Origin of the sequence: Hominimerdicola alba, assembly GCF_900112155.1 — a bacterium.
In the GTDB taxonomy this organism is placed as follows: Bacteria; Bacillota; Clostridia; order Oscillospirales; family Ruminococcaceae; genus Hominimerdicola; species Hominimerdicola alba_D.
This window is the reverse complement of sequence record NZ_FOKQ01000006.1, coordinates 75,121-101,020: the sequence shown is the minus strand read 5'-3', so window position 1 is coordinate 101,020 and position 25,900 is coordinate 75,121. Positions and strand designations below refer to the sequence as shown.

22 protein-coding genes are annotated in these 25,900 nt (G+C 46.4%); 10 read left to right on the top strand and 12 right to left on the bottom strand.

From position 1 onward, the window contains the following. Positions 1-6: 6 nt before the first annotated feature. A complete protein-coding gene (locus tag BM265_RS05195; RefSeq protein WP_074960508.1) occupies positions 7-1,656 on the bottom strand; it encodes a sensor domain-containing diguanylate cyclase in 1,650 nt (549 codons plus the stop codon). 78 nt (positions 1,657-1,734) lie between these two features. Further along, positions 1,735-2,448, bottom strand: a complete 714-nt coding sequence (locus BM265_RS05190; protein WP_074960507.1) for a hypothetical protein — start codon at positions 2,446-2,448, stop codon at positions 1,735-1,737. A 1,042-nt stretch (positions 2,449-3,490) separates the two neighbouring features. Here BM265_RS05190 and BM265_RS05185 point away from each other — a divergent pair. Next, positions 3,491-4,084 (top strand): cytidylate kinase-like family protein, encoded by a 594-nt coding sequence (locus BM265_RS05185; protein WP_074960506.1) that lies wholly within the window; start codon positions 3,491-3,493, stop codon positions 4,082-4,084. 2 nt (positions 4,085-4,086) lie between these two features. Further along, a complete protein-coding gene (gene ybaK, locus BM265_RS05180; RefSeq protein ID WP_074835945.1) occupies positions 4,087-4,578 on the top strand; it encodes a Cys-tRNA(Pro) deacylase in 492 nt (163 codons plus the stop codon). Positions 4,579-4,695: 117 nt separating this feature from the next. On the opposite strand, the gene BM265_RS05175 is transcribed toward ybaK, so the two are convergent. Then, positions 4,696-5,505 (bottom strand): hypothetical protein, encoded by an 810-nt coding sequence (locus BM265_RS05175; RefSeq protein ID WP_074960505.1) that lies wholly within the window; start codon positions 5,503-5,505, stop codon positions 4,696-4,698. A 392-nt stretch (positions 5,506-5,897) separates the two neighbouring features. Here BM265_RS05175 and BM265_RS05170 point away from each other — a divergent pair, with 392 nt between their 5' ends. Beyond that, a complete protein-coding gene (locus tag BM265_RS05170) occupies positions 5,898-6,644 on the top strand; it encodes an alpha/beta fold hydrolase (protein ID WP_074960504.1) in 747 nt (248 codons plus the stop codon). A gap of 157 nt (positions 6,645-6,801) precedes the next feature. On the opposite strand, the gene BM265_RS05165 is transcribed toward BM265_RS05170, so the two are convergent. The 6 genes from BM265_RS05165 to BM265_RS05140 all read right to left on the bottom strand — a co-directional run bounded on the left by BM265_RS05165 (position 6,802) and on the right by BM265_RS05140 (position 11,469). Further along, a complete protein-coding gene (locus BM265_RS05165; RefSeq protein WP_074960503.1) occupies positions 6,802-7,236 on the bottom strand; it encodes an RrF2 family transcriptional regulator in 435 nt (144 codons plus the stop codon). 130 nt (positions 7,237-7,366) lie between these two features. After that, on the bottom strand, positions 7,367-8,074 hold the full coding sequence (locus tag BM265_RS05160; RefSeq protein ID WP_074960502.1) for an acyl-[acyl-carrier-protein] thioesterase: 708 nt from the start codon (positions 8,072-8,074) through the stop codon (positions 7,367-7,369). 71 nt (positions 8,075-8,145) lie between these two features. Next, entirely contained in the window at positions 8,146-8,934 is a 789-nt protein-coding gene (locus BM265_RS05155; RefSeq protein WP_074960501.1) for a CpsD/CapB family tyrosine-protein kinase, read from the bottom strand. Further along, positions 8,921-9,709, bottom strand: a complete 789-nt coding sequence (locus BM265_RS05150) for a YveK family protein (protein ID WP_074960500.1) — start codon at positions 9,707-9,709, stop codon at positions 8,921-8,923. Before BM265_RS05150 ends, BM265_RS05155 begins: the two co-directional genes overlap by 14 nt. 173 nt (positions 9,710-9,882) lie before the next feature. Continuing rightward, positions 9,883-10,626, bottom strand: coding sequence for an SH3 domain-containing protein (locus BM265_RS05145; RefSeq protein WP_074960499.1), 744 nt, complete (start codon positions 10,624-10,626; stop codon positions 9,883-9,885). A 36-nt stretch (positions 10,627-10,662) separates the two neighbouring features. Next, positions 10,663-11,469: an amidohydrolase family protein gene (locus BM265_RS05140; RefSeq protein WP_242940781.1), complete on the bottom strand. Its 807-nt coding sequence runs from the start codon at positions 11,467-11,469 to the stop codon at positions 10,663-10,665. Between the two features lie 230 nt (positions 11,470-11,699). Here BM265_RS05140 and BM265_RS05135 point away from each other — a divergent pair, with 230 nt between their 5' ends. The 4 genes from BM265_RS05135 (at position 11,700) to BM265_RS05120 (ending at position 14,816) form a co-directional block, all read left to right on the top strand. Next, a complete protein-coding gene (locus BM265_RS05135) occupies positions 11,700-12,239 on the top strand; it encodes a DUF6106 family protein (RefSeq protein ID WP_074960498.1) in 540 nt (179 codons plus the stop codon). Further along, the gene (gene acpS, locus BM265_RS05130; protein WP_074960497.1) at positions 12,239-12,616 is read left to right on the top strand and encodes a holo-ACP synthase; all 378 of its coding nucleotides are present in this window, start codon (positions 12,239-12,241) and stop codon (positions 12,614-12,616) included. The genes BM265_RS05135 and acpS overlap by 1 nt, the downstream gene beginning before the upstream one ends. 59 nt (positions 12,617-12,675) lie before the next feature. Then, on the top strand, positions 12,676-14,265 hold the full coding sequence (locus BM265_RS05125; protein ID WP_074960496.1) for an NAD(P)H-hydrate dehydratase: 1,590 nt from the start codon (positions 12,676-12,678) through the stop codon (positions 14,263-14,265). A gap of 62 nt (positions 14,266-14,327) precedes the next feature. After that, positions 14,328-14,816: a hypothetical protein gene (locus BM265_RS05120; RefSeq protein WP_074960495.1), complete on the top strand. Its 489-nt coding sequence runs from the start codon at positions 14,328-14,330 to the stop codon at positions 14,814-14,816. Between the two features lie 55 nt (positions 14,817-14,871). Here the strand turns inward: BM265_RS05120 and BM265_RS05115 are convergent, their stop codons facing one another. From BM265_RS05115 to BM265_RS05105, 3 genes are all read right to left on the bottom strand, one after another. Next, positions 14,872-15,882, bottom strand: a complete 1,011-nt coding sequence (locus BM265_RS05115) for a hypothetical protein (protein WP_074960494.1) — start codon at positions 15,880-15,882, stop codon at positions 14,872-14,874. A 216-nt stretch (positions 15,883-16,098) separates the two neighbouring features. Then, a complete protein-coding gene (locus tag BM265_RS05110; RefSeq protein ID WP_074960493.1) occupies positions 16,099-16,881 on the bottom strand; it encodes an NPXTG-anchored protein in 783 nt (260 codons plus the stop codon). A gap of 253 nt (positions 16,882-17,134) precedes the next feature. Next, positions 17,135-19,483, bottom strand: coding sequence for a vWA domain-containing protein (locus tag BM265_RS05105; RefSeq protein WP_074960492.1), 2,349 nt, complete (start codon positions 19,481-19,483; stop codon positions 17,135-17,137). 511 nt (positions 19,484-19,994) lie between these two features. Here BM265_RS05105 and BM265_RS05100 point away from each other — a divergent pair. From BM265_RS05100 to BM265_RS05090, 3 genes are all read left to right on the top strand, one after another. After that, a complete protein-coding gene (locus tag BM265_RS05100) occupies positions 19,995-21,527 on the top strand; it encodes an ATP-binding protein (protein ID WP_074960491.1) in 1,533 nt (510 codons plus the stop codon). Between the two features lie 251 nt (positions 21,528-21,778). Then, complete coding sequence (locus BM265_RS05095) at positions 21,779-22,483, top strand: ABC transporter ATP-binding protein (RefSeq protein WP_074960490.1); 705 nt, start codon at positions 21,779-21,781, stop codon at positions 22,481-22,483. Further along, positions 22,483-25,893: an FtsX-like permease family protein gene (locus tag BM265_RS05090; RefSeq protein WP_242940780.1), complete on the top strand. Its 3,411-nt coding sequence runs from the start codon at positions 22,483-22,485 to the stop codon at positions 25,891-25,893. Before BM265_RS05095 ends, BM265_RS05090 begins: the two co-directional genes overlap by 1 nt. Positions 25,894-25,900 lie beyond the last annotated feature (7 nt).

Sequence of the window (25,900 nt, the reverse complement as noted above, 5' to 3'; positions counted from 1 at the left end):
GACGTATTACATCTCGCGGTAATCGATCATACCGTATGTAGCTTCGCCTCTAACGTTAGTCATTTCCTTCAGTGCAGAAACTACGGAAGTATCTGCGGGACCGCTTCTTCTGATGACAGCGATCTTGTACTTAGGATAGATAGCACCCTGATTCTCGATCTTCTCGGGAACCATCAGCTGTCTGAATGCTGTATTAACATCATTCATTACCTGATCGGGAGCGGGCTGACCACCCTCGGAGGGGACCATAACAACGAATTCGTCCGAACCTGTACGATATACGGTCTTACCGGGGAATACTTCGGTAAGTGTCTCAACAGTTCTTACAAGCAGACGGTCGCCTGCGTCGTTACCGAATCTGGTGTTGATCTCACTGAATCCGAGGATATTGAACATCATGAAGTAGCAAGGCTTCTGAGCACTTACGTCAGCATTTTCCATATCCATTGAGAAGGATACACGGTTGTTTGCGTTTGTCAGCACGTCCTTGAACATCGCGGTGTTCAGCGACTGTCTTGTCTGAGAGTTCTTTGCTATGGTAGATATCAGCTTCTGGTTGATCTTTTCCTGTCTCTTACTGATCAGGAAGAATACGATTGTCAGAGCGAGCAGGATGTAACCGAATACGATCAGGAACATTCTCATGGCGTTTGACAGAGCGTAAACATCCTTCTGTTCTGCCGAAACGAGGAACAGCCATTTATACTTTGGTATGTAGATATAAGATGCAACATATTCGGTGCCGTTTACCTTGTATTCAACTTTACCCTCATCATCTTTGTTGCTGTTGTTATATTCTCCACAAAGCTCCTTAAGTTCGGGAACTTCAACTTCAGTATTTATCTTATCTTCATCAGGAACGAAAAGATAAGTAGCGGAATTCGAGTGAAGCATGAGGTAATTTGCATCTTTAAGCTCAGAATTGCCATACTTTTCCTTATTCTTTTCGTTATTCATGTCCTTGTTGGCGCCGGAGATCCTATCCAGAGTTGTGATCAGACCCTTGGTTGTGATACCCATGCCTACCAGACCGATGGGCTTACCATTATTATTGTAGATAGCCTTGTACATCGAAACTATCTGCGCACCTGTTGCAGGTGATTGGATGATACCTGCGTTGTAAACACCGGTTCCTTTTGCTAACAGCTTATCCTGAAGTTCCTTAAGCTTATCAGCATCTTTTCTGGTCTGCATACCTATTGACTCAGGTGATTCGCTGTGTGTAAGTACGATAGTATCCCATGTACCTATCCACACACCCTCACATGAAGGTATTTCTGAACCGAAGCTTACTGTGTATCCCTGTGCGATACTCTTGAGTTCATCAGTGGTCATATCCTTAACATCAGCGGTAAGATTATCATCACTAAGACCATTGGCTTCGTTATATACTCTGTTGAGCAGGTCTGTTACCTGTCTTGCCTTAGAAAAGTCTGTCAGCTGACGTTCTGACAGTTCAACGTAGTTCAGTACCACCTGTGCACGCTCTTCAGACGTCATAGCCATATGCGCATCCGCACTCTGTTTTGTTCGGCTGCTTACGGTGTTTGTAATAAAAATCGATACACCGAGCATGATCGCGAGCTGAATGATAAGTACCAGGTTAAGTGATATCTTGAACTTTTTCTTCTCTTTCTTCTTTTTTGATTTTGCCATATTCTAACTACCCTTTCTCTTCTCGGGTACACGAAGACCCGATTAATAATTTTAGTCTTTATATTATCCGGATGTCTACTAACCAAACAGTCCGAACAGACCTTTCTTCTTTTTGCCGACGCCGAGTTCTTCAAGGAATTCAGCATCTTCTTCGTCATCGTTCTCCGCTGCGCTCATAAGACTGCTGACACGGTTCTTCAGCAGGTCACTCTTGGCTGTACCGCCGTTGCCGCCTTCATACTGTGATGAAGTCATAGATGATGTCAGCGGTGAGGATGGCACCGGTGCTGCCGAACCATACTGCACCGACTGTACAAACTGTCCTGACATATATCCTGACTGTACGGGTGCTGCTGCGGGCATACCGTTTGGCATCCCACTGAATGCGCTGTTTTGCGGATATGCACCTCCCATGCCGAGCAACTCCGGCAGTGCTATCATTCTGTCAGGCATTATCACACGAGCCATTGAATTTTCAGGACTCATGGACAGTATGTAGTTCACACATCCTGTACAGGGTATCATCGGGCTGCGGTTGATGGTATCTATCAGCACCATCGAATCTACTGCAACTTCATTTCCGTAAGTCTGCATATTACGCATAGCCTCGATCTCTGCATGAACACTCATCGGAGCTCCGTTCATCATTTCCATATGACTTACTCCGTTATACACCCTGCCTGTACGTGAACAGATGACACATATAGTTTCATCGGGTGCGATATACTCTCCGCTTTGAGCGCGGGCATTCGCAACCTCCAGCGCAATGTTGTAAATGGCTTCAAACGTCATATATTCAAACCACCTTTCATCTCGTCTGTCTGTTACTTCCAAAAACAGGAACAGACCTTTCGTGTGTATTTATTGTATACCTTGACCAACAAAAAGTCAATAGTCTGTGCACTTAATTGAGAAATTAAAGAAAAACTTCGTATGATTGCACAAATTTAACCCGTCACTGCAAGTAAATATGACAATACAATCCCCGTGTAAGGGTAATACTTTTTTGTATAATCTGCTTTATTATTTAAGTTAATTTCAAACGTTTAATAGTTCAATCGTACAGTTTGTTAAAGATTTTCGCAGGGTCTGCGAACGACAATAGTCGCGTGTTGTCATAATGCACAAATTTATTTAAACTGTTTAATTTTTTCAGATAGATAAAACACTTTATAGTGCCGATATTACGCAGATATAAACTATCTTTCTGACCCACCTCAAGACATGGTGTTTTTCTCCCATTTTCAGCCCTCTTATTGATTTTTCGATGAATAAAGTAATGAGCTAAGTTTATTTCATATTATTATCGAATTAAAAAACAAGAAAAGACCCTCCCTGAAAAATACCCTGACGCTACTTGCAATATTGCAGATATAGCAGTATTCGTTTCTTTATTATGCGGAATAGTTTTTTGAATTTTTCTCCGTTTTTCATTTATTTAACCTACTACAGTAAATTTTTCGCTTTGCATATTTTTGTCGTGAAATATGCTTATAGTTTGCCCGATATTCTTTCCCGAGCCGTAGTAAAGATGTTAAGATCGTTAAATCCAAGCACTTTTCCGATCAAGCTCCTACACTTATAAATCCAATGGTGTCTTGTCCATTTTCTAAGAAGAATCGGCATTTCGAAATGCAGATTTCTATATTCGTTCAATTTTTTGTACTCCCCCGCTGTACGCTAAAATGTACCGAAAATACTGTAATAAATATGTAATTGACAAATCGCAGACAAAGTTCTATAATAAATTTATAATAATTATTATAAATTTAAAATCCGGCACCCAAACTCTGATGTGTTTGGGATAATGATGTATCGAAAGGAGAGAAAAATTATGAGTAAAATCAAGGTAGTGACAATAGGCAGACTGTACTGTTCCGGCGGCAGTTCCATAGGAAAGAAAGTTGCTGAAAAACTGGGTGTTCCCTGCTACGACAGAGAGATAGTCGAGATGGCAGCTGAAAAGAGCGGCATCTCAATGGCAGAGATCAAAAAATTTGAGGAGAGCGTTCTCAATCCTATGAAAAAGCCGATAAATATCTTCGGCAATTCGGTGGATATATGCGAAAAGATCTTTGCGGCTGAAACTGAGGTCGTTTATGATCTGGTTGAGAAAGGTCCCTGCGTTATCGTTGGCAGATGCGCGGATTTCATACTAAAAAACAAGGTCAAGACCCTGGACGTTTTCATATACTCCTCTCTTGACAAGCGTATGCAGACGGCAATGAGCGAACCTCACAATATTCCTGCGGACGAGGTGGAGACACGCCTGAAAAAGTACGACAAGAAGCGCGGAGATTACTACAACTCAAATACCAATAAAAAGTGGGGCACAAAGTTCAGCTATGATCTTTGTCTGGACAGCGGCGCGCTGGGCTATGATATGTGTGCTGACATAATCGCCCACACAGTGGAGGCATCTAGTTAAAAATGGCAAAGGACAAGGACGTTAAGACCAATGCGATGAGGATACTGGACAGGAACAAGGTGGCATACAAGGTGAACACCTATGAATGCGAGGAGTTCATTGACGGGGTACACATCGCGGATATGCTGGGTCAGCCCCATGACAGCACTTTCAAAACGCTGGTGGCTCAGGGAAAAAGCGGCGGATATTATGTTTTCGCGATACCGATAGACGAGGAGCTGGATATGAAAAAGGCCGCCAAGTCAGTGGGTGAAAAATCCGTGGAGCTGATACACGTGAAGGATATCAACAAGGTGACAGGCTATATCCGAGGCGGCTGTACGCCCCTTGGCATGAAAAAGCAGTACCCCACCGTGGTTGACAGCTCGGCTGAAAATTTCAGCGAGATAATCATAAGCGGCGGCAGGCTGGGCTCGCAGATATTCCTTGACCCGAAAGACCTTGTAAAGGTCACTGGCGGAAAGTTTGAAAGCATCATCTTTGAACAGGTCTGACGTTGAAAAACAATTGAATAAAATATCGGGGACAGCTATACTTTTTTAGCATGACTGTCCCTCTTTTTATGCAAAAAAAGGAGACCGCCGCAGGGCGATCTCCGATATCATCATATTTTACCAGGTCTGCTCATCAACATTCTGCTGATCGGTAACCTGTGGCTGTTCAGCCTGAGAATTTTCTGCCTGGGTATCAGTCTGTGGCTCGGGCTGAGGTTCAGGCTCGGTCACAGGCTCAGTATCAGTCTCGGGCTCCGGCTCGGGTATGGGAGCTTCAGTGGTGGTAGAGGTCTTGGCAGCCTCCTTCTCCTTTTCGTCTTCCACGATGTCAGCCTCTTTCTTCATGGTATCCTTTACGTCGCCTATCTTGTTTGTGTAAACAAGGAAAGCGTATTCGTCCATCAGTCTTATCTCGGCAGAGAGCATATCTGTCAAGGGGAAACCGTGGAGCTCGAATCTTTGACCGTCATCGAGAGTTATCTCAACATTGAAATCGCCCAGCATCATAACATCGCCGGATACAGTGTGAGACCAGTTGAACAGCCTTACTTCGTCTATCTCGAAATCCTCACCATCAGGTATCAGATTTTCGCTGTACTCGCCATCGCCGTAGTTTATGGCAAATCCAATTATCTCATGCTCAGTGCCGTTTGTCAGCTTAACGGAATAATCAGCTTTCTTGGCGTCCTTTTCGCCTATGTAATTGAATTTTTCTTCCTCTTCCTCGGGCTTTGATTCTGTGGGTGCCTCAGAAGATTCAGCCGCGCTGTCCTCCTCGGGGGTGCTTTCAGTGTCCTTTTCAGCCACTGAAGATTCAGCCTTGCTTTCGGAAGTCTTATCCTTATCGTCTGTCTTCTTGCCGCAGGCAGTAACGCTTGCAGCCATAACTGCCGCCGCTGCAAGGGCAGCCAGTACTTTTATATTCATCTTACTTATCCTCCGTCTTTCCTTAATTTTAAGGTTGTGGTGAACACATATATTATACCACACCATTCGATATCATTTATGAACAAACAGTAAATTCTCCCCTGCTGCGTACATTAATTAGTCTGCGGTTGGGATATGACTTTACGTTTTAAAGCATTGATCTGCAAAATTGCCAACTTCTGTTGCGCAACTGCCCGCAAAGGTTGCTTGACCCGCTGAATTTTTTGAGCTATAATATTAACCAAGGAAACAACAAAGGGTCATCAAAGAAATAGCGGGGAAGAAAAAAATAAAAAACCACCTGCTGTTTCTTCGATCATCCGCAGCGGCGAATAAACAAAAAGACGCCGTAGACAAAAGAAAGACAACGACAAATACAGGAGATCGTGAACATGATACACAGCTTCGGCAGCAAGAACTCCCCTTCTATGGTGCTGATACACGGTATGATGACGCCATGGCAGGTTTGGAAAGATCAGATAGAATATTTCAGCCGAAACTACCATGTCATCGTGCCCGAACTCAGCGGTCACACCGAGGATAGACCTACACGGTTCATCTCCATCGAAGAGGAAGCGGATAATATCATCAAGGCACTGCATGACATGGATATAGACAAAGTCAGGGTGCTGTGCGGTATGTCCCTTGGCGGGGCGATAGCCTTTGAGATAATGGCAAAGGGCAGGATAGGTATAGATGATCTTATCCTTGACGGAGCACCGCTCATGCCTGTATCGAAGCCATGCGAAAAGATCATGACGCTGAATTACCTCTCGATTTTGAAAAAAACAAAACTTCGCGACAAAAAGACACTGACAAAGTGCGAAGAGCATTTTCTGCCACAAAAATACATGGATGATTTTCTGAAAGTCGCCGATAACATGGACGAAGAAACTGTCAGGAACGTGATGCACAGTGTTTGCAGCAACAGTATCACCGACAAAATGAAATATCACAGCAGGATGCTTTATATCCACGGGACGCTGTTCAACGAGGTCATCAGCATGAAATCTGCCGCAAGACTGAAAGAACTTTATCCCGATATCAAGATCCTCTGCTACAAGGGCGACCCTCATGTTTACAAAGCGATCCGACGGACCGATGTGTGGATAAGGGACGTTGAAAAATTTCTTCAATAATAGTACGATCTCAGCCGTAGTGTTTCTGATACACCATTCAGAAGTGCTATGGCGTTTTTGATATTTGATAAGTATATATTGAATGAGCAAACATAAAGGGGATGACCGCGCTTTAAAAGTACGGATATCCCCCGAATTTTTTACACTATTTAAAGTATCAGATGCTGTACAGGTCAGCGCCGTTGATATCTCTTTCTACGATATCTGCAATGGTGATGCCGTCTACAACATCATTTATAGCCGCGTACAGCTTCTCCCATATAAATAAGGTGGGGCAGGCTTCAGCACGCTCACAGAGGTTCTCCTCAGTCTCCAGACAGGCAACAGGTGCAAGACTGCCCTCAGTCAGCCTGAGTATCATACCTACTGTATATTTTTCAGCAGGATAAGCGAGAGTATATCCGCCGCCTGCACCGCGTATGCTTCTCACATAGCCCGCACGGCTGAGTATAGAGATTATCTGCTCCAGATATTTATCGCTGATGTTCTGCCTTTCTGCTATCACCTTGATGGGTACATAACCGTCTTCCTTGTGCTTTGCGAGATCTGTCATAAGTCTGAGTGCATATCTTCCTTTTGTGGAGATCTTCATAGCCGCCCCTCCTGACTGCTTTATTGAAAATTGCTTTAGTAATCCTATTGTTGATGTATGATTTAATTATAACCGATTTTTTGTCATTTGTCAAGTACCGAGGAAGAACAGATAAAAGTCTTATCGTAAGTCAGAGAGTATACTCTACATTGCAGAAGACTTTGCCCGAATCATCACGGAGAGAAATGATGCAGCCCGATGTGGTATCATATCTGTCAGCAAAGACTGCATCGCCGCGCTTTATCGGGAATTTATACTCGGCGCGAAGGCGTTTTGCGTTATAGCACTCGTGGAAGAGTTCATCGGTTATGTCGAAATAGCGTGCGTTATTGACATGATCGTTCATATCGATATCGCTTCTTCTTATGACCATCTGGCAGGTTATGACGGGGTCGGTATCAGGGACGGCTATTTTACGCGGAAGGTACTCCATTTCCAGTTTCTCGTAGCTTTTCACCTGAGCAATGAGGTCTGCGGAAACGCGTATAGGTCTGCCTGTTCTGATATCCATGAAAGCACCGCCTGCGATGGACTTTATGCACACATCGCCTTTTTCTCCCAGCACTATGGTATTTCTTGAACCGTACATTCTGTTGAGTTCATAAGTCCAGGTCTTTGTAGAGATATGTTCACCGTATTCAGGGCGCCTTATTATATCCACCTGACGGTGAGTAAGGAACATAACACTGCCTGTTTCCTTGAAAAACGGAGCGAGAACAGGGTGGTTCATCAAATGTAGATCAGAGGTATCCTGGAGTATATCCACAAGACCGCTGTTGCGGACTTTTCCGCCCTCACCTATCTGCGAGCAATATATCATTCTTTCTGTTTCAAACATAATTCCCTCCTGCGTTACTATAGTAAAAAAGCAGCATAATAAAAAAGCAGCCGCTGAGGGCTGCTATTTTATTAATCTTTATTTTCCCCTAAGGGCTTTGTGGTATTATCGCCGTAATTGCCGTAACCGTAGCCGTACTTATAGCCATACTTATACTTATAGCTGTACTTACCGCCGTATTTACCGCCCGATACAGAAACGTTGTTTACAACTATACCAAGCAGCGAACCATCTGCCATCTTGATAGCCTGAATGGATTCTTCAAGAGCATCGTAGGTGGACTTGCCGTGGTTTGCAACAAGAAGCACACCTGCTATGGAATCCAGAAGTGTCAGTGCGTCGGTAACGATATTTATCGGGGGTGTATCAACGACAATATAGTCATAGTGAGCAGAAAGCTGTTCCAGAAGCATCTTCATGTTATCCGAACCCAGCATCTCAGAGGGGTTGGGAGGGATAGGACCGCAGGGAACAACATCGAGATTCTCGATGACTTCGTGGTGAACTATCTCCTTGAAGGTGTTGCTGCCGCTTATCAGTGTGCTGAGGCCCACTTCGTTTTTCAGGGTGAATACTCTGTGCTGAACGGGCTTTCTGAGGTCGCCGTCTATCAGCAGAACATGGTCATTGTTCTGGGCAAGGGTAATGGCAATATTCGCCGCAACTGTGGACTTACCCTCGGAAGCAAGAGCACTGGATACTGCAAATATCTTGTTCTTCTTGGTAGAGAGAGCAAAGGATATATTCGTTCTGAGAGTCTTATAGGCTTCAGTTACAGGGAAAGCAACTTCTTTATCGAGAAGAGTTCTTCTTACAGTATTTCTGCCGCCTATACCGCGATTTCTGTTAATACTTGCCATACTTGCTCGAACCTCCCTTACTGTCCATGAAAATATCAGGTATCTCTGCAAGAACAGGAACACCGAAACGATCTCTCAGTTCTTCACCGCTCTTAACGGTATTATCGAGGAAGCTTGAGATAATTGCGATACCTACTGCTACCGCGAAGCCTGCTACCATGCCGAGAAGCAGATATCTGGGGATATTGGGGCCGCTGGGAGCTGTAGGCACCTTTGCAGGTGAAACAGTTTCAACGGAACCTGCCTTGGTTGTACGTTTGATTATCTCAGGCGCAAGCTTGGATATATAGGTGCAGATATCAGCCGAGAACTTTGGCACCTGGCTGGTAACCGTTACCTGAAGCACCTCGGTATTGTTTACCGCGGAAATGTTTATAAGTCTCTTGATCTGATTTGAAGGGATATACTCATTGCCGTCTTCATCAACAGCGATAGTAAAGTAATTCTTTAGGTCTTCCTGATTATAGTCTTTCAGAAGTCTGTCAGATATAGCCTCATACATCATAGCGTCATCCAGGATAACGATATAAGTCGTTGCGAGGCTTCGTGCTGTATTAAGATCCTGCGCATTGATCTGATTGATATCATTTGCATCAGACATATTATTGTTCGTAACATAGATCTTGATACTTGAAGTATACTGGAGAGGCAGCACGAACTTAGCGTAGCTGTAACCTGCTATACCTGCAATTATAGTTACAACGATTATCATTCTCAGATGACCCAGCAGGATACCCAATAATTCCTGTATACTCATCTCTTTCTGTTGTTCCATTATTTACAACACCTACCTGATTCTCTAATAATATCGTACAGATCTGCGGGTCGCAGATCAATATAATAACACACTATATAAGTATACAGCATAAAGCAGATTTTGTCAATCCCTTAACGCCAAAAATTCGACATTTTTCCTTACTCTATTGCATTTGACTGTCAAAGCGGCTGTCAGTAGCTGAGCAGCTCTCTCATGACCCATCCTGAGGTGCCGTTATACAGTGTAGCCACCCATACATTTCCGTCGGGGCCGACTGTTTCACCGTAGCCTGTGATAGCAGAACCATCAGGTATGGTAGTTCTGATATCATACTCCTTTGAGGGGCCGTATCTCAGATTGAGGTACGTAGTATCAGATGTGACGGTGTATTTTCTTTTTGAATCGTACTCCATGGCAGACTCCATACGGAACAGCTTATTGGGCACTATCTTTGTGGTGGCAGCTGTTGTGGTGGTCTTGGTGGTAACTTTTGTGGTTGGACGTGACGTCGGGTCTTCGATACTTATGGTGCCGTTGGCAGTTGTGGTGGTCTTTTCGGCGCTTACTGTCATTATCGCACCGGTAGTGCCGTTATGCTCGGGGACGGAGTAGTAAGTCTTAGCCTCGGTACGCTGTGTTGCACGTATATCTTCATCAACCTCGTCATCCGAATCGAACAGCTGGTCGTTTTCCAGTGAACCTATCACCGTTGTAGTCGTGGTATATCCGCCGTTGGCATCTTCGTCATCCGCATCAACATCACCCACAGCAAAAGCCGCTGTCTTTGTAGTATGTGCGGAGCGCTTTTCCAAAGCTGAGGTCGAAGTAAATATAGGCTCAGTATCCGAGCCCTTGCCTTCGCCCACATGACCGCAGCCAGCCAGTGATGCTGCTGCGAAGGCTGTCATTATTACTATCCTGAAATTTTTACACATTTTTATCTGTCCTTTCAAACAAGAAGTCTGCTTATTCTATACATTGCCCAGCAGACGCAGGGCATTCTGTGAGAATATTTTCTCCTTATCATCATCGGAAATACCTAACCGCAGTATTTTTTTCTTTATCTCTGCGGGACTGTCCCAGGGGCAGTCGCTGGCAAAAAGTATCCTGTCGGCGCCGTGTTTTCTTATTATCTTTTCCATCAGAGCATCAGTGAGGAACCTGCCTGTGAATGCAGTATCGAAATACACCTCGCCATCAACACCTGCAAGGATATCGCAGACCTGCTGGTGACTGTCATTTCCGCCAAGATGGGCGAGGATGACTTTAAGGTGAGGGTGTTTTTTTATCATGCGCATAGCACGTTCTGGCGGGCAGTGTACAAGCTCGGGCGAGAAAACATCAAAGCCTGCGTGAAGTATCACGGGGAGACCGCGGCGTTCTATCTCATCATAAAGTAAGTCTATCCTGTCCTCATCCACCATGAAATCCTGATAATCGGGATGGAGCTTTACACCGTGTAGTCCAAGGGATACAAGCCTGTCAAGCTCGGCAGGGATATCTTCATAGTCCGGGTGTATAGTACCGAAGCTTATGAATCTTCCGCCGTTATTTTCAGCACACCAGTCGTTTATAACTTTGACCTGAGTGGGGCGGGTAGCCACCGAAAGAAGCACTCCCCTGTCGATGCCCCATTCATCGAAACGGGCAACAGTGGTCTCGATAAGACCATCGGTCAGCGGTTCGATCTCTGCGCGGTCTTTCAGCTGAGTTATAGCTTTTTCGGCAATTTTTGGTGCAAAACAGTGCACATGGAAATCTATCGTCAGAGTTATCACCTCCGTAATTTTCAGACATTACAGCCCCTATTATAGCACACTAAGCGCCCTCATTCAAGTAAAGTCACAGAACTTTCGGTATTTTCATACATATATCACACAAATCAGCTTGCATAAACTGAAAAAATGTGGTATAATTTGATAGTATAGTAAATTACATCTGTGAACATTTGTCAGTAACCGCCAAAAATTGCGACGGCATGATGTTCACGGGGCGGAGGAAAGTATCAATGGACAGTTTCAAGGAACAGATAATCAGAAAAGAAAACACACAAAAAGACAGTACATTACGCTTTTTGATAACATTTGCCTGCGTTGCACTGTGCTTTGCGGTGATAATGTTTACGATGATGCTGAACGGATTTCTGCCGCTGGCGGTGTTTATATCGGGTGTTATCGTATACGGCGGTGTTTATCTCATGCAGAATCTCAATCTGGAATATGAGTACATCTTCACCAACGGCGACCTTGATATCGACAAAGTCATTGCAGCGAGAAGCAGAAAGCATCTGGCAACGATAAAAGTCAATGACACCACAGATATCGGTGAATACAACGGCGGTGACAACGGCAACAGAACAGTCATAATGGCTTCGGCTATGAACCCCGAGATAACCGACTGGTTCATGGACGTTAAGCACCCCGACCTCGGCGATGTAAGACTTATATTCACCCCGGATGATGATATGCTGAGGGTGATAAAGACTCATCTGCCCCGCACCATACGTTCAAAGGTGACCGTATCCGAAAAGTCGGAGGACTTTGAATAATGGCTGCTTTCACGGTGGGCACAGATCTTGTGGAAGTGGATCGTATACGAAAGAGCTGTCAGCGTGAGAGCTTTGTGAACAGGGTATATGCGGAAGTTGAGAAAGAGTACTTCAAGAAATTTCGCGACCCTGCTGAGAGCATGGCAGGGGCATGGGCAGCTAAAGAGGCGTTCTCAAAGAGCCTTGGTACAGGTGTCAGGGGGTTTGAGCTGACAGAGGCAGCAGTAGTCAGGGACGAGCTGGGCTGCCCTCATCTTGAACTTACGGGCAAGGCTGAGGAAATAGCCAGAGAGAGGGGTCTGGATTTTTCCCTCTCCATAACTCACACGAAAGATTATGCTTCGGCTGTAGTGATAGCTTTTCCCAAAGAGGACTGAACACGCGGAGCATACATATAAAAATTTTGCGGAAATACCGCTTTTAAGGAGGAATGGATATGATAAAGGACAGGATACTTACAGTTGAACAGATGAAGGCCTGCGAAAGACGTTCGGAAGAACTGGGCGTTCCCGCTTCACAGCTGATGGCAACTGCTGGTGAAAAGCTGGCTTCCCATGTAATGCATGAAACCATGGCTGACGGTCAGCCCGACACCCCCGAAGTACTTATACTGGCGGGCAAGGGCAACAACGGCGGTGACGGTCTGGTGGCTGCAAACCATCTGCACAGATCGGGTATCAGCACAAAGATCGTGCTTTGCTGCGGAAAGCCCACTACACCCGCTGCCGTTAAGGCTTTCGATTCGCTGAACAAGGATATCGATGTGATGTTCTACGACGGCGACAACACTCACCCCTGGGCTGAGGCCATCGACAATGCGACTATCATCGTTGACGCTATCTTCGGTACAGGCTTTACAGGCGAGATAGAGAGAGATCTTCAGCCGCTGTTCATCAAGCTGAACACCTACGCCAAGCGCGTTATCGCCTGCGATATACCCTCGGGTGTAGACGCAAGGAGCGGTCAGGCGGGTGTACTGGCGGTGCAGGCTGACGTTACAGTTACTATGCACGCCAAAAAGCTGGGTATGCTGCTTTCTCCCGGAAAGTATTTCTGCGGATATATAAGAGTTGAGGATATTGGTATACCTGCGGCGGCTATGTCCGACGACCCGATAATGGCAAACGAGATATACGCCAAGGCAAGTATGCTGGACGATCTTCAGCTGGGCAAGAAGTTCCTCACATCCCGCAAGCCCTGGGCTCACAAGGGCACCTTCGGCAAGCTGGTATGCGTATGCGGCTGCAGAAGGTACATAGGTGCCGCGGGCATATCCGCCACGGCTGCCATGAGAATGGGTGTCGGACTGGTGGAGGTATGCTCTACAGGCAAGGTCATAGATTCCCTTGCAGCAAATCTGTACGAGTGTACATTCAACGAGATGAAAGCCGACGCTGAGGGCTACATGACCTCGGAGAACGTTCCTGCCATACTGGAAAGTCTTGCAGATGCCAAGGCGCTGCTGTTGGGCTGCGGTCTGGGACATACTCCCGAGACCGAGAAGCTGGTGGCTGAGCTTATAGAAAAATCTCCCGTACCCGTTATACTTGATGCGGACGGAATAAATTCCCTTGTCCCGAATATAGATGTACTGTTGAAGAAACAGTCAACGGTGATACTCACTCCTCACCCCGGGGAGCTTGCAAGGCTCTGCGGAGTATCTCAGGATGAAGTACTTGCAGACAGGCTGAAATATACCTACGACCTTTCAAAGAAATACGGTGTTACCGTGGTAGCAAAGTCTTCGGAGACAATCGTCTGCTGTGCTGACAGAACAGAGGTCATCACAGCCGGAAACACCACGCTGTCAAAGGGCGGCTCCGGGGATATGCTTGCGGGACTTATAGCTTCGCTGACAGCTCAGACAAAGCGTTCATCGCTGATAAACTGCATACTTGCCTGCATGGTCATGGGCAGGGCGGCAGAGGTGCTGAGCACAAAGCGCTCCGAGCGTGGTATACTTACAAGGGATATCCTTGCTTATCTGCCATTCTTCCTGAAACATCTCGAAGGCGGCGAGGACTGATATATGCCAATAACACAGGCGGCTCTTCTTCACGGAGAGCCGCTTTTTTTGGAGGGATAGCTATGAAGATGATAGTTTTGCCGATAGTGGCGGCAGTGACAATTTTAGCAGGGTGCGGTGCTGAGAGGGCTTCCGTGAAGCCCGAGAAACTCAGCGGGGATATCCACAAGTCAGCGGAGATAACGTATTTCGGCAGAGAGTACAAAGCAGAGCTCAGGCGGGGTGGCGAAGGCATATGGGAATTCGGTTTCACGGAGCCCGAAAGCCTTGCGGGGCTGAAAATGACTTATAACAGCGAAAGCTGCCGCATGGAGCTGGATGATCTGGAATACCAATGCGATAGTGTGGCACTTCCCGAATACGGGCTTATGCCACTTCTTGCGGGCGCATTGGAGACCCTCATAGAGGGCAGGGACGTAAGCTGTACCGACAAAGGAGATCATACCGTAGAAACAGGCGAAACAGCAGGACAGAAGTTTGCAGCAAAGGTCAGAAACGGAGAACTGACGGAGCTGGAGGTCGAAAGAGCGCTGACAGTACGTTTCAGGTAAAAGCGCGGATAACAAAAAGGCACTTCCCGAAAGAAGTGCCTTTGTACTTGTGTTATTATTTTTCAAGGACAACAGTGCCGTCTTCTGCATACTCGATGATGCCATCGGAGTCAGCGTCAGTAAGCTCTTCCTTTTCGTAGGAAGCGCCGCCGGGGATAGCGCCCTCGGGAACCTTGATAACGTTGCCTGCATCGTCTTCAAATACAATATCAGCGATGTAGAGGTCGATGTCGCTCTTTACCACCCATGCCATAACGGTAGTGTAGTTGGTCTCGTACTCGTGGTTGAACTTGGCATTCTCCTTGATACCTATCCTTGCGGAAGTAACGGTGTGAGCCCACTGGTTGCACCAGCCCTCGCCCGAATCGGAAGCCATTTCGATAGTAGCGGTATTTCCGTTCCACTCGCCGTTGTTATTGGTGCCCATAGCTCCACCGTACCATGCTACAGTAACAGGTCCGAGTCCATCGTCATAAACAGCCTGCTCGCGAGCGACAGCTACCAGTTCCACCTTGATATTGAAGATATTGTCCATAAGCTCGGGCTGAGAAGCAAAGAGCTTGTTCATATCTGCCTTGATCTTCAGCACCTTGTGGCCGTTGTTCGCGGTATCCTCGGTATCGTAGATCTCCTCATCGCACTTGAGCATAGGTACGCCTGCGACTTCCTGTACGGAGAAATTCACCTTAGCTTCGTCGCCGCTATAGCCTTCATCGCCGGGCTTTGCTTCGTCAGAACCCTCGTAGAAAGTTGTGAAAATGCCTGTGATATCGCTGTCCGCCGCAAAAGTGAGAGATGCGTTGTCATAGCACTCCAGAGAATCTGCAATAGCGGCCAGTGGCTTCCAGTTGGAATTATCAACTTCGTTAGCTGTGTCCTCCTCGGGAGTTGTTTCAGCAGGAGTTTCGTCCTCAGTAGGAGTGGTCTCCTCAGCGGGAGCCTCAGTCTCAGCAGCGGTAGTGGTAGTCTCTGCCTTGGACTCGCTCTTCTCACTCTTATCACCGCACGAAGCAAACATCAGCGCTGTCATAGTAAGTGCAAGAGTCATTGCAAGTATCTTTTTCATTTTTTAATACCCTCCATATCATATACCCGTGAACTTTGCCCGGGTCTCACAAATTACATTTTTATTATATCACTTTTCACGAAGCTTTGCAATATGAGTTTTTCACAATATTCAAAGGCTTTTACAGTATTTTTGCACTGATAACGATTACAGTGTGAACAAAAAAAGACCCCCGCTTTAAGCGAGGGTCAATGATAGTTTCATATTTTAAGAAAATTACTTTCTCTTGGAAACTACAGCAACAGCGCCTGCCAGTGCAAGACCTGCCAGTGCCAGACCTGCGGTAGCACCTGTAGCCTGGTTGGTGTTGTCAGATGCAGCAGCTGCGGAAGATGCAGCAGTTGTACCTGTTGTAGTATTCTTGGTGTTGTTATTGTTTGTTGTAGCAGCCTTGGAAGAAGAAGAGCTGTCAGCTGTGCTGGAAGCCTCAGAATTGCTGGACTCTTCAGCCTTGCTGGACTCAGTATCAGCAGCAGAAGACTCTACGTCAGCAGCAGAAGAAGCATCTTCAGACTTCTCATCGCCGGTAATCTCAACACCTGTTAAGGTGATATCTGCGCCCCACCATGACTGGAAGCATACCTCAGCCCAATACTGTTCATCAGAAGGTGTACCCCAGTACTCTGCGTCCTTTGCATCGAAAGTGAATATCAAAGTGTAGCTGCCGTCAGAACCCTCAGCAAGGAAGTTCTTTTCAGAATTAGGATCGCCCCAATCCCATTCGCCGTCTCTCTGATCCCAACCGCTCTTATTGCTGTTGAGCATGATTCCGCCACCGAAGCCTTCAGTATCATCAACATTGAAAGTCAGCTTAACTGCGGTTACAGTTGTAGGATCATAAGGGCTTGCACCCAGGCTTACCTTGACCATATTACCGTCAGCAGTAACATAATCGAGACCAACCTCATCAATAAATGTCTTCTCTGCGAATGCAGGGATAGCTGTAGCAGCTGCGATAGCCAGTGCGGACATACCTGCAAGAATCTTGGAAATTTTCATTATGATCTCCTCCAAATTTCGTTATTTTTATTCAGGAATCCTGAAATACTTGGTTCCTAGTGTTCAGTATAGCAACTTTTATAAAGATTGTCAAGTATTTTAGAACAAAAAATCTCAAAACGGTTACAGAATCTATCACAAAGTTTTCACAATGTATTTGTGCAATATGCATGGAAATCGTTTACAGAAACTATTGAAGCTCCATTAAACCAAAAAATATCGGCACAGGAATGCCCGCGCCGATATGTATTTATCAGTGTTCTGCAACGCCTGAGAAAGAAACGCCGACGGTCTTGCCTTCATACGTTGCAACGTATGCGAAGCTTTGATCCATGACTTTAACATTGCCCTCAACATCTATATCGAGACTTGCGATAGGTCTCTTTTCGAGATAGAGCTCCTTGATCTTTTCGGGATAGTTATTATCGTAGATCCTGAGGATATACTTTCTGTGGCAGTTTGAATCCCTTATCAGACCTATGGTATTGACGGTGTGGGTATCGTCTATGGTAGTAACCACGGGCACGCCCAGGCTCAGCTGTCTGCAAAGGGTATCAAAGCCTTCATCACCGCTGGTAAGGTTATATTCATCGGCTTCATCATCCCACCTGAGGGCATTGAGCCTGTACAGTGCCGCACAGAGCTGTGCATCGTCCGAGTTATAGCCTTTGGCTATCTTATCCACGCCCTCTGCCACATCTAGCGATAAAAGCTCGACCTTTGACCATGGCAGATTGCCTGCTTCTATCTTGCGCTTGACAATTTTCCAGCCCATTTTTTCTGAGTCATTGCGGTATTCATCCATTACCATTAAGGTATCGCCCTTTGATCTGTAATCGATATACTCCGTGACCTTGGAATAATGATGCCTGAATATATCAGTTGTGACCGCGCTGAGGGTCTTTCTTTCCTCATAAGCCTTGCCTGTGACCGTATCATTGAGGTCATAGCCTGCGGCATCGTTCTTCTGTGAAGAGGGGTCTGCTGGCGAGATATCGCCCAGAGACATCTGCACATTTCCGAGATACCAGTCTCTTGCCATAACCGCCATGCCGAAGTCAACACTTGCGCTGGTGGTAGTTCTGAAATTCTTGAAAGAGAATCCGTTCCTTGCAGGGTCAAAGCCTGTGTTGTAAAGCGAATAGCCTGTTATTTCGTCGCTGGAATCGGTATATGTTACTATATCGTAGTTGAGGGTCGTGACTATCTGCTTATAAACGTCATCGAGTGCGGAAGCGTCAGATGCGGAGTAGTACTTTCCGCCTGTGGAATAAGCGACTTCCTGAAGCCAAGCACGGTCGATATCTCTGCCGAGACCAACTGTCAGCACTATTACCGATTTCTCATTTGCAAGCTTTGAAAGGCTCTCGATGGTTTCGGCGCCGACTTCATCGGATTCGCCGTCGGAAAGCATAACGATTATATTGACATACTTACCGTCACCGGTTGCAGTAAATTCGTTTATACACTTTTTCAGAGCCGTCTGGTTGAAAGTACCGTCGAAGACCTCATCTTCAGTTCTTATCCTTCTGATGACATCATAAAGTTCTGATCTGTCGTCAGTAAAACCGCACATCTTGGTATATGTTCCCGTGAACTTGCTTATGCCTATATGGAAATCGCTGTCAAACTTATCTATCAGCGACTCGGTAAAGTCAAGTCGTTTGAAATCCACGTCGTTCTCGGAAGAAGTGGGACAGAGCTCCTTGGGATACATGGAGCCCGAGTTATCGATAAGAAATGCAACTCTTGTTATCGCAGGCTCGTTCACTGACTTATCACACCCCACCACATAGGTGCCGGGATCAGTGATGGTCGCCTGAACATAGCCTTTCTTGCTGTCGGGTTTGGATTCTATGGGGATATATTCCTGTTTGTCCACATCAAAGTGGAGCACTTTCAGATCACCGTAATCACATCCGAGTTTTTTCATCCTGTTTTTATCAACGTCTATTTTAATGGTGGCTTCAATGCAGGGGTACTCGGAATAATAGTCATACGCCGCCGAGACCACACTGGGATTCGATGATATACCGAAAAGATCCAGTTTTTCCACAGAAGCACCCGCTATATTCGGATTGCCGCTGAGGTGTAGCTTACAGCCGTCCAGTTCCTTTTCGACAACCACAACTCTGTTTTTGTCAGGAGTGACACCGTCGGTGATATCCAGTCTGGGGCTGGTACCTGAGATCACCTCATAGCCGTCCAGCATATCGTCGCCGTCGGTATCGCGATCGAGAGGGTCTGTGCCGAGCTTCATCTCATCGCCGTCGGAGATCCCATCGCCGTCGGTATCGCTGCTCTGCACACTGGTGCCCTCTTGTGTCTCCGATATATTAACGAGTCCGTCCTCGTCCCAGTCACCGTTTTCGGGAAATTCGGGATCTTTATATGTACTCTGGATATCCAGCTGTGAAATTGCATTTTTGGCTATATTTATCCTGTTGCTTCGGCTGATGCTCGTCAGGACAACAGCCACTGCGACTATTACGACAGCCAGTATTCCCAGCAATATAAGCAGAGTTATACGCTTTTTGCGCATACCTCTATCAAGGCTCTTCACAAAATCGTCAGCTGTCGGATTACCCTGATATTTTCTCATTGCTTCTTCACCATTCTTCCCGGTTTTACATACCCGCCATACATTATTTTATATGTTTCCCTCATGGCGGTCAATTTTATATGTATATAATAACACAATATCGGTTATTTTTCAAGCCGATTCTTATGGAAATATTACACAAAATATCACAGAGTTTTTCTACTTACACAACAGCAGATGATTTCGTTTTTTAATATTCTTAATATGTTTATATGAACTTTTTTTAAAACCGCACCCCGCGTCATGGGTATTTTTGTAATATACGGATAATTTTATTTGATTTTAGTTAATATTTAATTCGTGAGCCCTATCGTTATTTTTCACATATGCCCCTTTTTTCGAGGGTAAAAATATCCACCTTGCCAAATTGCATATATTTAATTAAACAAAATAAGTCACATTTCCGAAATTTATTTTTCCTATTGACAGCGATTTGGAGATAGTGTATAATATTAGGTGAAAATTTTTGGAATAGTTTTTGACTATTCTGTGCAAGAAGGAGTTTTTGCTTATGACCATAAAAGACGCAAAACAGCAAGTGCTCGATTCTATCAAGGCTTATCTGGAAAAAGATGAGTTTGGTGAGTACAAGATAAGCATCGAGCATCAGAGACCCTGCTTCCTGCTCGGACCTCCCGGTATCGGCAAGACCGCTATCATGGACCAGATAGCTCAGGAGACAGGTGTTAACCTGATATCCTACTCGATGGCTCACCAGACCAGAGAATCTGCAATGGGTCTGCCTGTTATCGTTGAGAGAAACTTCGTCGGTGCTGACGTTAAGGTTTCCGAGTACACGATGTCGGAGATCATTGCAAACATTTATTATACTATGGAGCAGACTCACATCCGTGAGGGCATACTGTTCCTCGATGAGATCAACTGCGTATCCGAATCTCTTGCACCTATCATGCTGCAGTTCCTGCAGTACAAGATCTTCGGTCTGCACCAGATCCCTCCCGGATGGGTAATCGTTACCGCAGGTAACCCCCCTCAGTTCAACAAGTCCGTTAACGAATTCGATATAGTTACATGGGACAGATTCAAGAAGGTCGAGATCGACGCTGAATTCCTCTGCTGGAAGGAATACGCTTACTACGGCGGTGTTCACCCCAGCATAATCGCTTTCCTCGAACTCCACCCCACTCTGTTCTATGAGATAGACGCTACCGACAGACACAACTACAAGATCATCACCGCACGTGCGTGGGAGGATCTCTCCGAGATGATCCAGCTGTACGAGAGCGCAGGCATGGCAGTTACTCTGGAGCTTGTAGGTCAGTACCTGCAGGATCACGACGTTGCTCCTATGTTCTACGAGTTCTACTGCAAATTCAACGAGCTGCGTGAGGTATATGATCCTGATGATCTGCTGGACGGCAACATCACTCAGGCTGCTGTTGACAGAGCTGCTAAGGCTGACATTGAGGAAGCTGTAGCTCTGATGAACCTTCTGATGGACGGCGTTACTTACACTATGAGAACGACTATCCAGATGGAGAAGATGATCAGACAGATACACCCCAAGCTTGAAGATATACTCATCAAGATCAACGAGGGTCTTTCCTGCCGTCAGATCATCGCAGAGCACATCATGACTACAAGAAAGAATCTGGATATGGCTGTTAAGGCGCGTATCATCTCGCCTTCCAACAAGAAGATCCAGCACTGGATAATCCACAACCTTGAGGCTTACATGGATAAGTGTACAAACGAGGGCCGTGACAACAAGCAGAGATGTACCATCATCATTCAGAATGCGTTCACCAACCTGCTTAACGGTGCCAAGAACGTTACCAGCCAGTCCATGTCAGGTCTGAAGAATATGTTCGTATTCATGGAAGCTGCTTACGGCGCTGAAAGCCCTGTTATGAAGAAGCTTCTTGAAGAGCTGACTGTAAACTGCCACACCACTGACTTCATCAAGAAGTACGGTTCTGACGAGTTCTACAGACTGCTGGGTCAGCCTGCTGTTGCACCTACATATAACAATATGTATGAGCTCAATCTGGAAGACTGTCTGAAGTTTGAACAGCAGCAATAAGTATACTATTCTCCCCTGTCATCTGACAGGGGAGTTTTTATGTCCTCGGGAAGACAAATCCTACACTGTAGGTGCTTTGCCTGCATGGCAGCCTATGGAAATTTTTGTCTTTTACCGCAGTGAAAACTTTACTTTGTAGTTTTATGTATAAAACGATTTCGCGGTCTTTCGTGACTTTACTTTTTCCAAAAAATATGATATAATCAAACAAAGTTATTTTCGTGTAAAACTTACAATAAGGGTGAATGTGAATGAGTGCTTTTGTTGAATTCAAAAACGTAAAAAAGACCTATAAAACAGGCGAAGTCGAGATACAGGCGCTGAAGGATGCTACCTTTGAGATCGAAAAAGGAGAATTCTGCGTTATAGTCGGTGCTTCGGGTGCAGGCAAGACCACGATACTGAATATACTCGGTGGAATGGATACCCTGACCTCGGGCAGCGTAACTTTGGACGGTCGCGAGATATCGAAGTTCGGTAAAAAGGAGCTGACAGCCTACAGGCGGTACGATATCGGCTTTGTTTTCCAGTTCTACAATCTGGTGCAGAACCTGACAGCCAAGGAAAATGTTGAGCTTGCGGCTCAGATATGCAAAGACCCTCTTGACGCTGAAGAAGTGCTGAAACAGGTGGGGCTCAGCGAGAGAATGAAGAACTTCCCTGCTCAGCTTTCGGGCGGTGAACAGCAGAGAGTGGCAATCGCAAGGGCTCTGGCGAAGAACCCGAAGCTTCTGCTTTGCGATGAGCCCACCGGTGCGCTGGACTACAACACGGGCAAGGCTGTGCTGAAATTATTGCAGGATACCTGCCGCAAAAGCGGTATGACGGTTGTGGTCATCACCCATAACTCGGCGCTGGCGGCTATGGCTGACAGAATAATCACGGTAAAGAGCGGCACTGTTGAAAGTATGAGACTTAACACGGAGATAGTAGATGTAGAAAACATCGAGTGGTGATGCTCATGAAGTCAAAACTGAGAGTTTCAACGTTAAGGGACATAAAGAGCACATTCGGACGTTTTGCTGCGATACTTGCCATAATCGCGCTGGGTGTGGGATTTTTCTCGGGTGTCAGGATAACCACCCCTGCCATGATACGTACTCTGGGCGGCTTTATGGAAGACCATGAGCTTTTCGATTACAGGATAGTATCCACACTTGGCTGGGAAGAAAAAGATGTGGAAACTCTCCGCGGACGGGATGATGTCCGTGCGGCGGAGGGTGCGTATTCTCTGGACATAATGTTCAAGGACGATTACGGCAACGCCCCTGTTATGAAAGTACATTCGCTGACTGAGAACGTCAATGTGCCCGAAATACTGGAGGGCAGGCTCCCCGAAAATGACAGCGAGTGTGTCATGGACGGCAAGACCTCCTACAAAGTGGGCGATGTGCTGTATGTGAATAGCGAGAACGAGGAAGACACCCTTGAAAAGTTCAAGCCCCGGGAAGTTACCGTGGTGGGACTGGTGTATTCCCCTGCATACGTGCATTTTGAGCGAGGCACTACAACCCTCGGGAACGGCACGATAAACGGATTCATATACATGAACAAGGGCGCTTTCGATATGGAAGCCTATTCCGAGCTGTATATCAAACTCGACCACGAGCTTGAAGTGTATTCGGACGAATACGAAGACTACATGGCAAAGCGCGAAGACAGCTGGGAAAAGGCGGCTGAGGATGCGGCTGATGACAGATATGACCGCATAGTATCCGATGCAGAGGACGAACTTGCAGAGGGCAGGCAAAAGCTTGAAGATGCCCGCGAAGAAGGTCAGCAGAAACTTAATGATGCCCGTGCGGAGCTCGATGATGCCAAGACCGAGCTTGAAAAAGCGGCGAAGGAACTCAGCGATGCGGAAAAAGAGATAGCTGACGGCGAAAAAGAGATCGCGGATAACGAGAAAAAGCTGAAAGACGCGAAGATCACCCTTGACGACAGCGAGCGACAGCTTGCTAACGGCAAATATCAGCTTGACAGCGCCTGGTCAAAGCTTATGGCAAGCAAGGCTGAGATAGATGCAAACGAGAAAAAGCTCACGGACGGCGAAAAAGAACTTGCGGCTGCACAGGCTCAGATAGATGAGGGTACGGCGCAGATAAATGCGGGTCTTGCAGAGATAGAAGCACAGTATGCGGCGCTGAACGAGCAGAACCAACAGTTTATGGAAAACTTCGGTCAGTACATAGGCATGGAGGATATGCTCCCACCTGAGCAGGCAGAGCAGATGACGGCGGCAAAGGCTCAGATAGATGCGGGTTTTGCACAGCTTGACGCGGCTAAAAGCGAACTTCTTTTGAAGCAGGAAGAGCTTTCGGCAGGACAGGCTGAACTGGACGTGCAGAAAGCAGCTCTCGCAGAGGGCAGAAAACAGCTTGAAGCGGGCAAGGCACAGTACGCTCAGGGATATGCGCAGTACAATGCTTCCTGGGCGGAATATCAGTCGGGCAAGGCGAAGCTTGACAGCGGCAGATACGAGTACAACGACGGCGTAAAAAAGCTTGAAGACGGCAAAAAAGACCTTGAAAAGGGCAAGAAAGAATACGAGGACGGAAAAGCCGAATACGAAGACGGTCTGAAAGAGTATGAGGACGGCGAAGCTGAATACGAAGACGGTCTGACCTCATTTGATGAAGAGATAGCAAAGGCTGAGCAGGAGATTGCTGACGGCGAAAAAGAGCTCCGCGACCTGAAAAAGCCTGATGTTTTCCTGCTGGACAGAGATACCAACATCGGCTATGCCTGCTTTGAGAACGATTCTTCAATAGTCGGCAAAGTAGCTAAAGTCTTCCCTGTGTTTTTTATACTTGTGGCAGCACTGGTGTGCATAACTACCATGAGCCGAATGGTTGAAGAGCGCAGAACACAGATAGGCACCCTGAAAGCCCTTGGTTACTCCGAGTGGTCGATAATGAGCAAGTTCACCATATACGCGGGCAGTGCGGCTCTGCTGGGCTGGTCCATAGGATATGCGCTGGGCACTTACATCTTCCCTAAGGTCATATGGGTAAACTACAAGCTGATGTACCTTGAACTGGAAGTTAAATACCTGTTTGACTGGAAACTGGCTCTGCTGGCAGGTCTGGTATCTCTGCTCTGCTCCGTGGGAGCGGCATGGCTCTCATGCAGATATGAGCTGAGCGAAACAGCGGCTGAGCTAATGCGTCCGAAATCGCCTAAGGCAGGCAAGAGAGTTCTGCTGGAATACTTCCCCTCCATATGGAACAGAATGAAATTCCTGCACAAGGTATCTATACGTAATATTTTCAGATACAAAAAGCGTTTCTTCATGATGGTAGTGGGCATAAGCGGCTGTACGGCACTTCTGCTGACGGGCTTCGGAATGTCCGATTCTGTGGGAGATTTCGCGGTAGTGCAGTATGAAGAGATAGTCACAGCGGATGCTTCGGTCACTTATTCTTCGGATGATAACGGCAATATGCCCAAAGAACTCGAAGAAAAACTTGCCGACACGGGAGCCACTCACGCCTGCCTGTATGCAGGCTCATGGGACTTGGTGACCAAGGACGCGGTGAAGAGCATAAGCCTTATGGCTCCTGTTGATTTCAGTGAGCTTAAAGGCAGTATGAACTTCACAAAGACCGACGGCAGTGCAATTGAAATGCCCACAGGCGATGAAGCCCTTGTCAGCGTCAGCCTGATGAACAGGTACGGCGTGAAAGAGGGCGACAAGATAACTCTCCGCGATGAGAATATGCGTGTGATGGAATTCACGGTGAAAGCTGTGTTCAGCAATCACGTTTACAACTATGTTTTCATTCCATATGAGGCTCTTGAAAGACAGCTTGGCGAGAAAGTCGGACTGAATGAGGCTTATGTGAATTTCCCCAAAAATACAGACGTTTACAAAGCTCAGACGGACATTGCAAAGCTGAAATGCGTGAAGAACCTGACCCTGTTTGAAGACCTTAAAAAGCGTCTGACAGATTCCATGGCTAGCCTTGACTATGTGGTACTGCTAATCATAATCTGTGCGGCATCACTGGCATTCATCGTGCTTTACAATCTCACGAACATCAACATCACCGAAAGAGAGCGCGAGATAGCAACGATCAAGGTGCTGGGATTCTTCAAGAAAGAGACCTCGGCTTATGTGCTGAGAGAGAACCTTTTCCTTACGGGACTTGGCATCGTCATAGGACTTGTGCTGGGCAATCTGCTGCTGCACTTTGTAATGTCCTACATAGTGGTGGACATGGTATGCTTCAAGGAAAGGATACTCATGAAGAGCTATCTGTACAGCATCGGGCTGACGATAGTATTCAATCTCGCGGTGAACCTTGTGATGGAAAACAAGCTTGAAAAGATTAATATGGCGGAAAGCCTTAAATCGGTGGAATAACGATAAA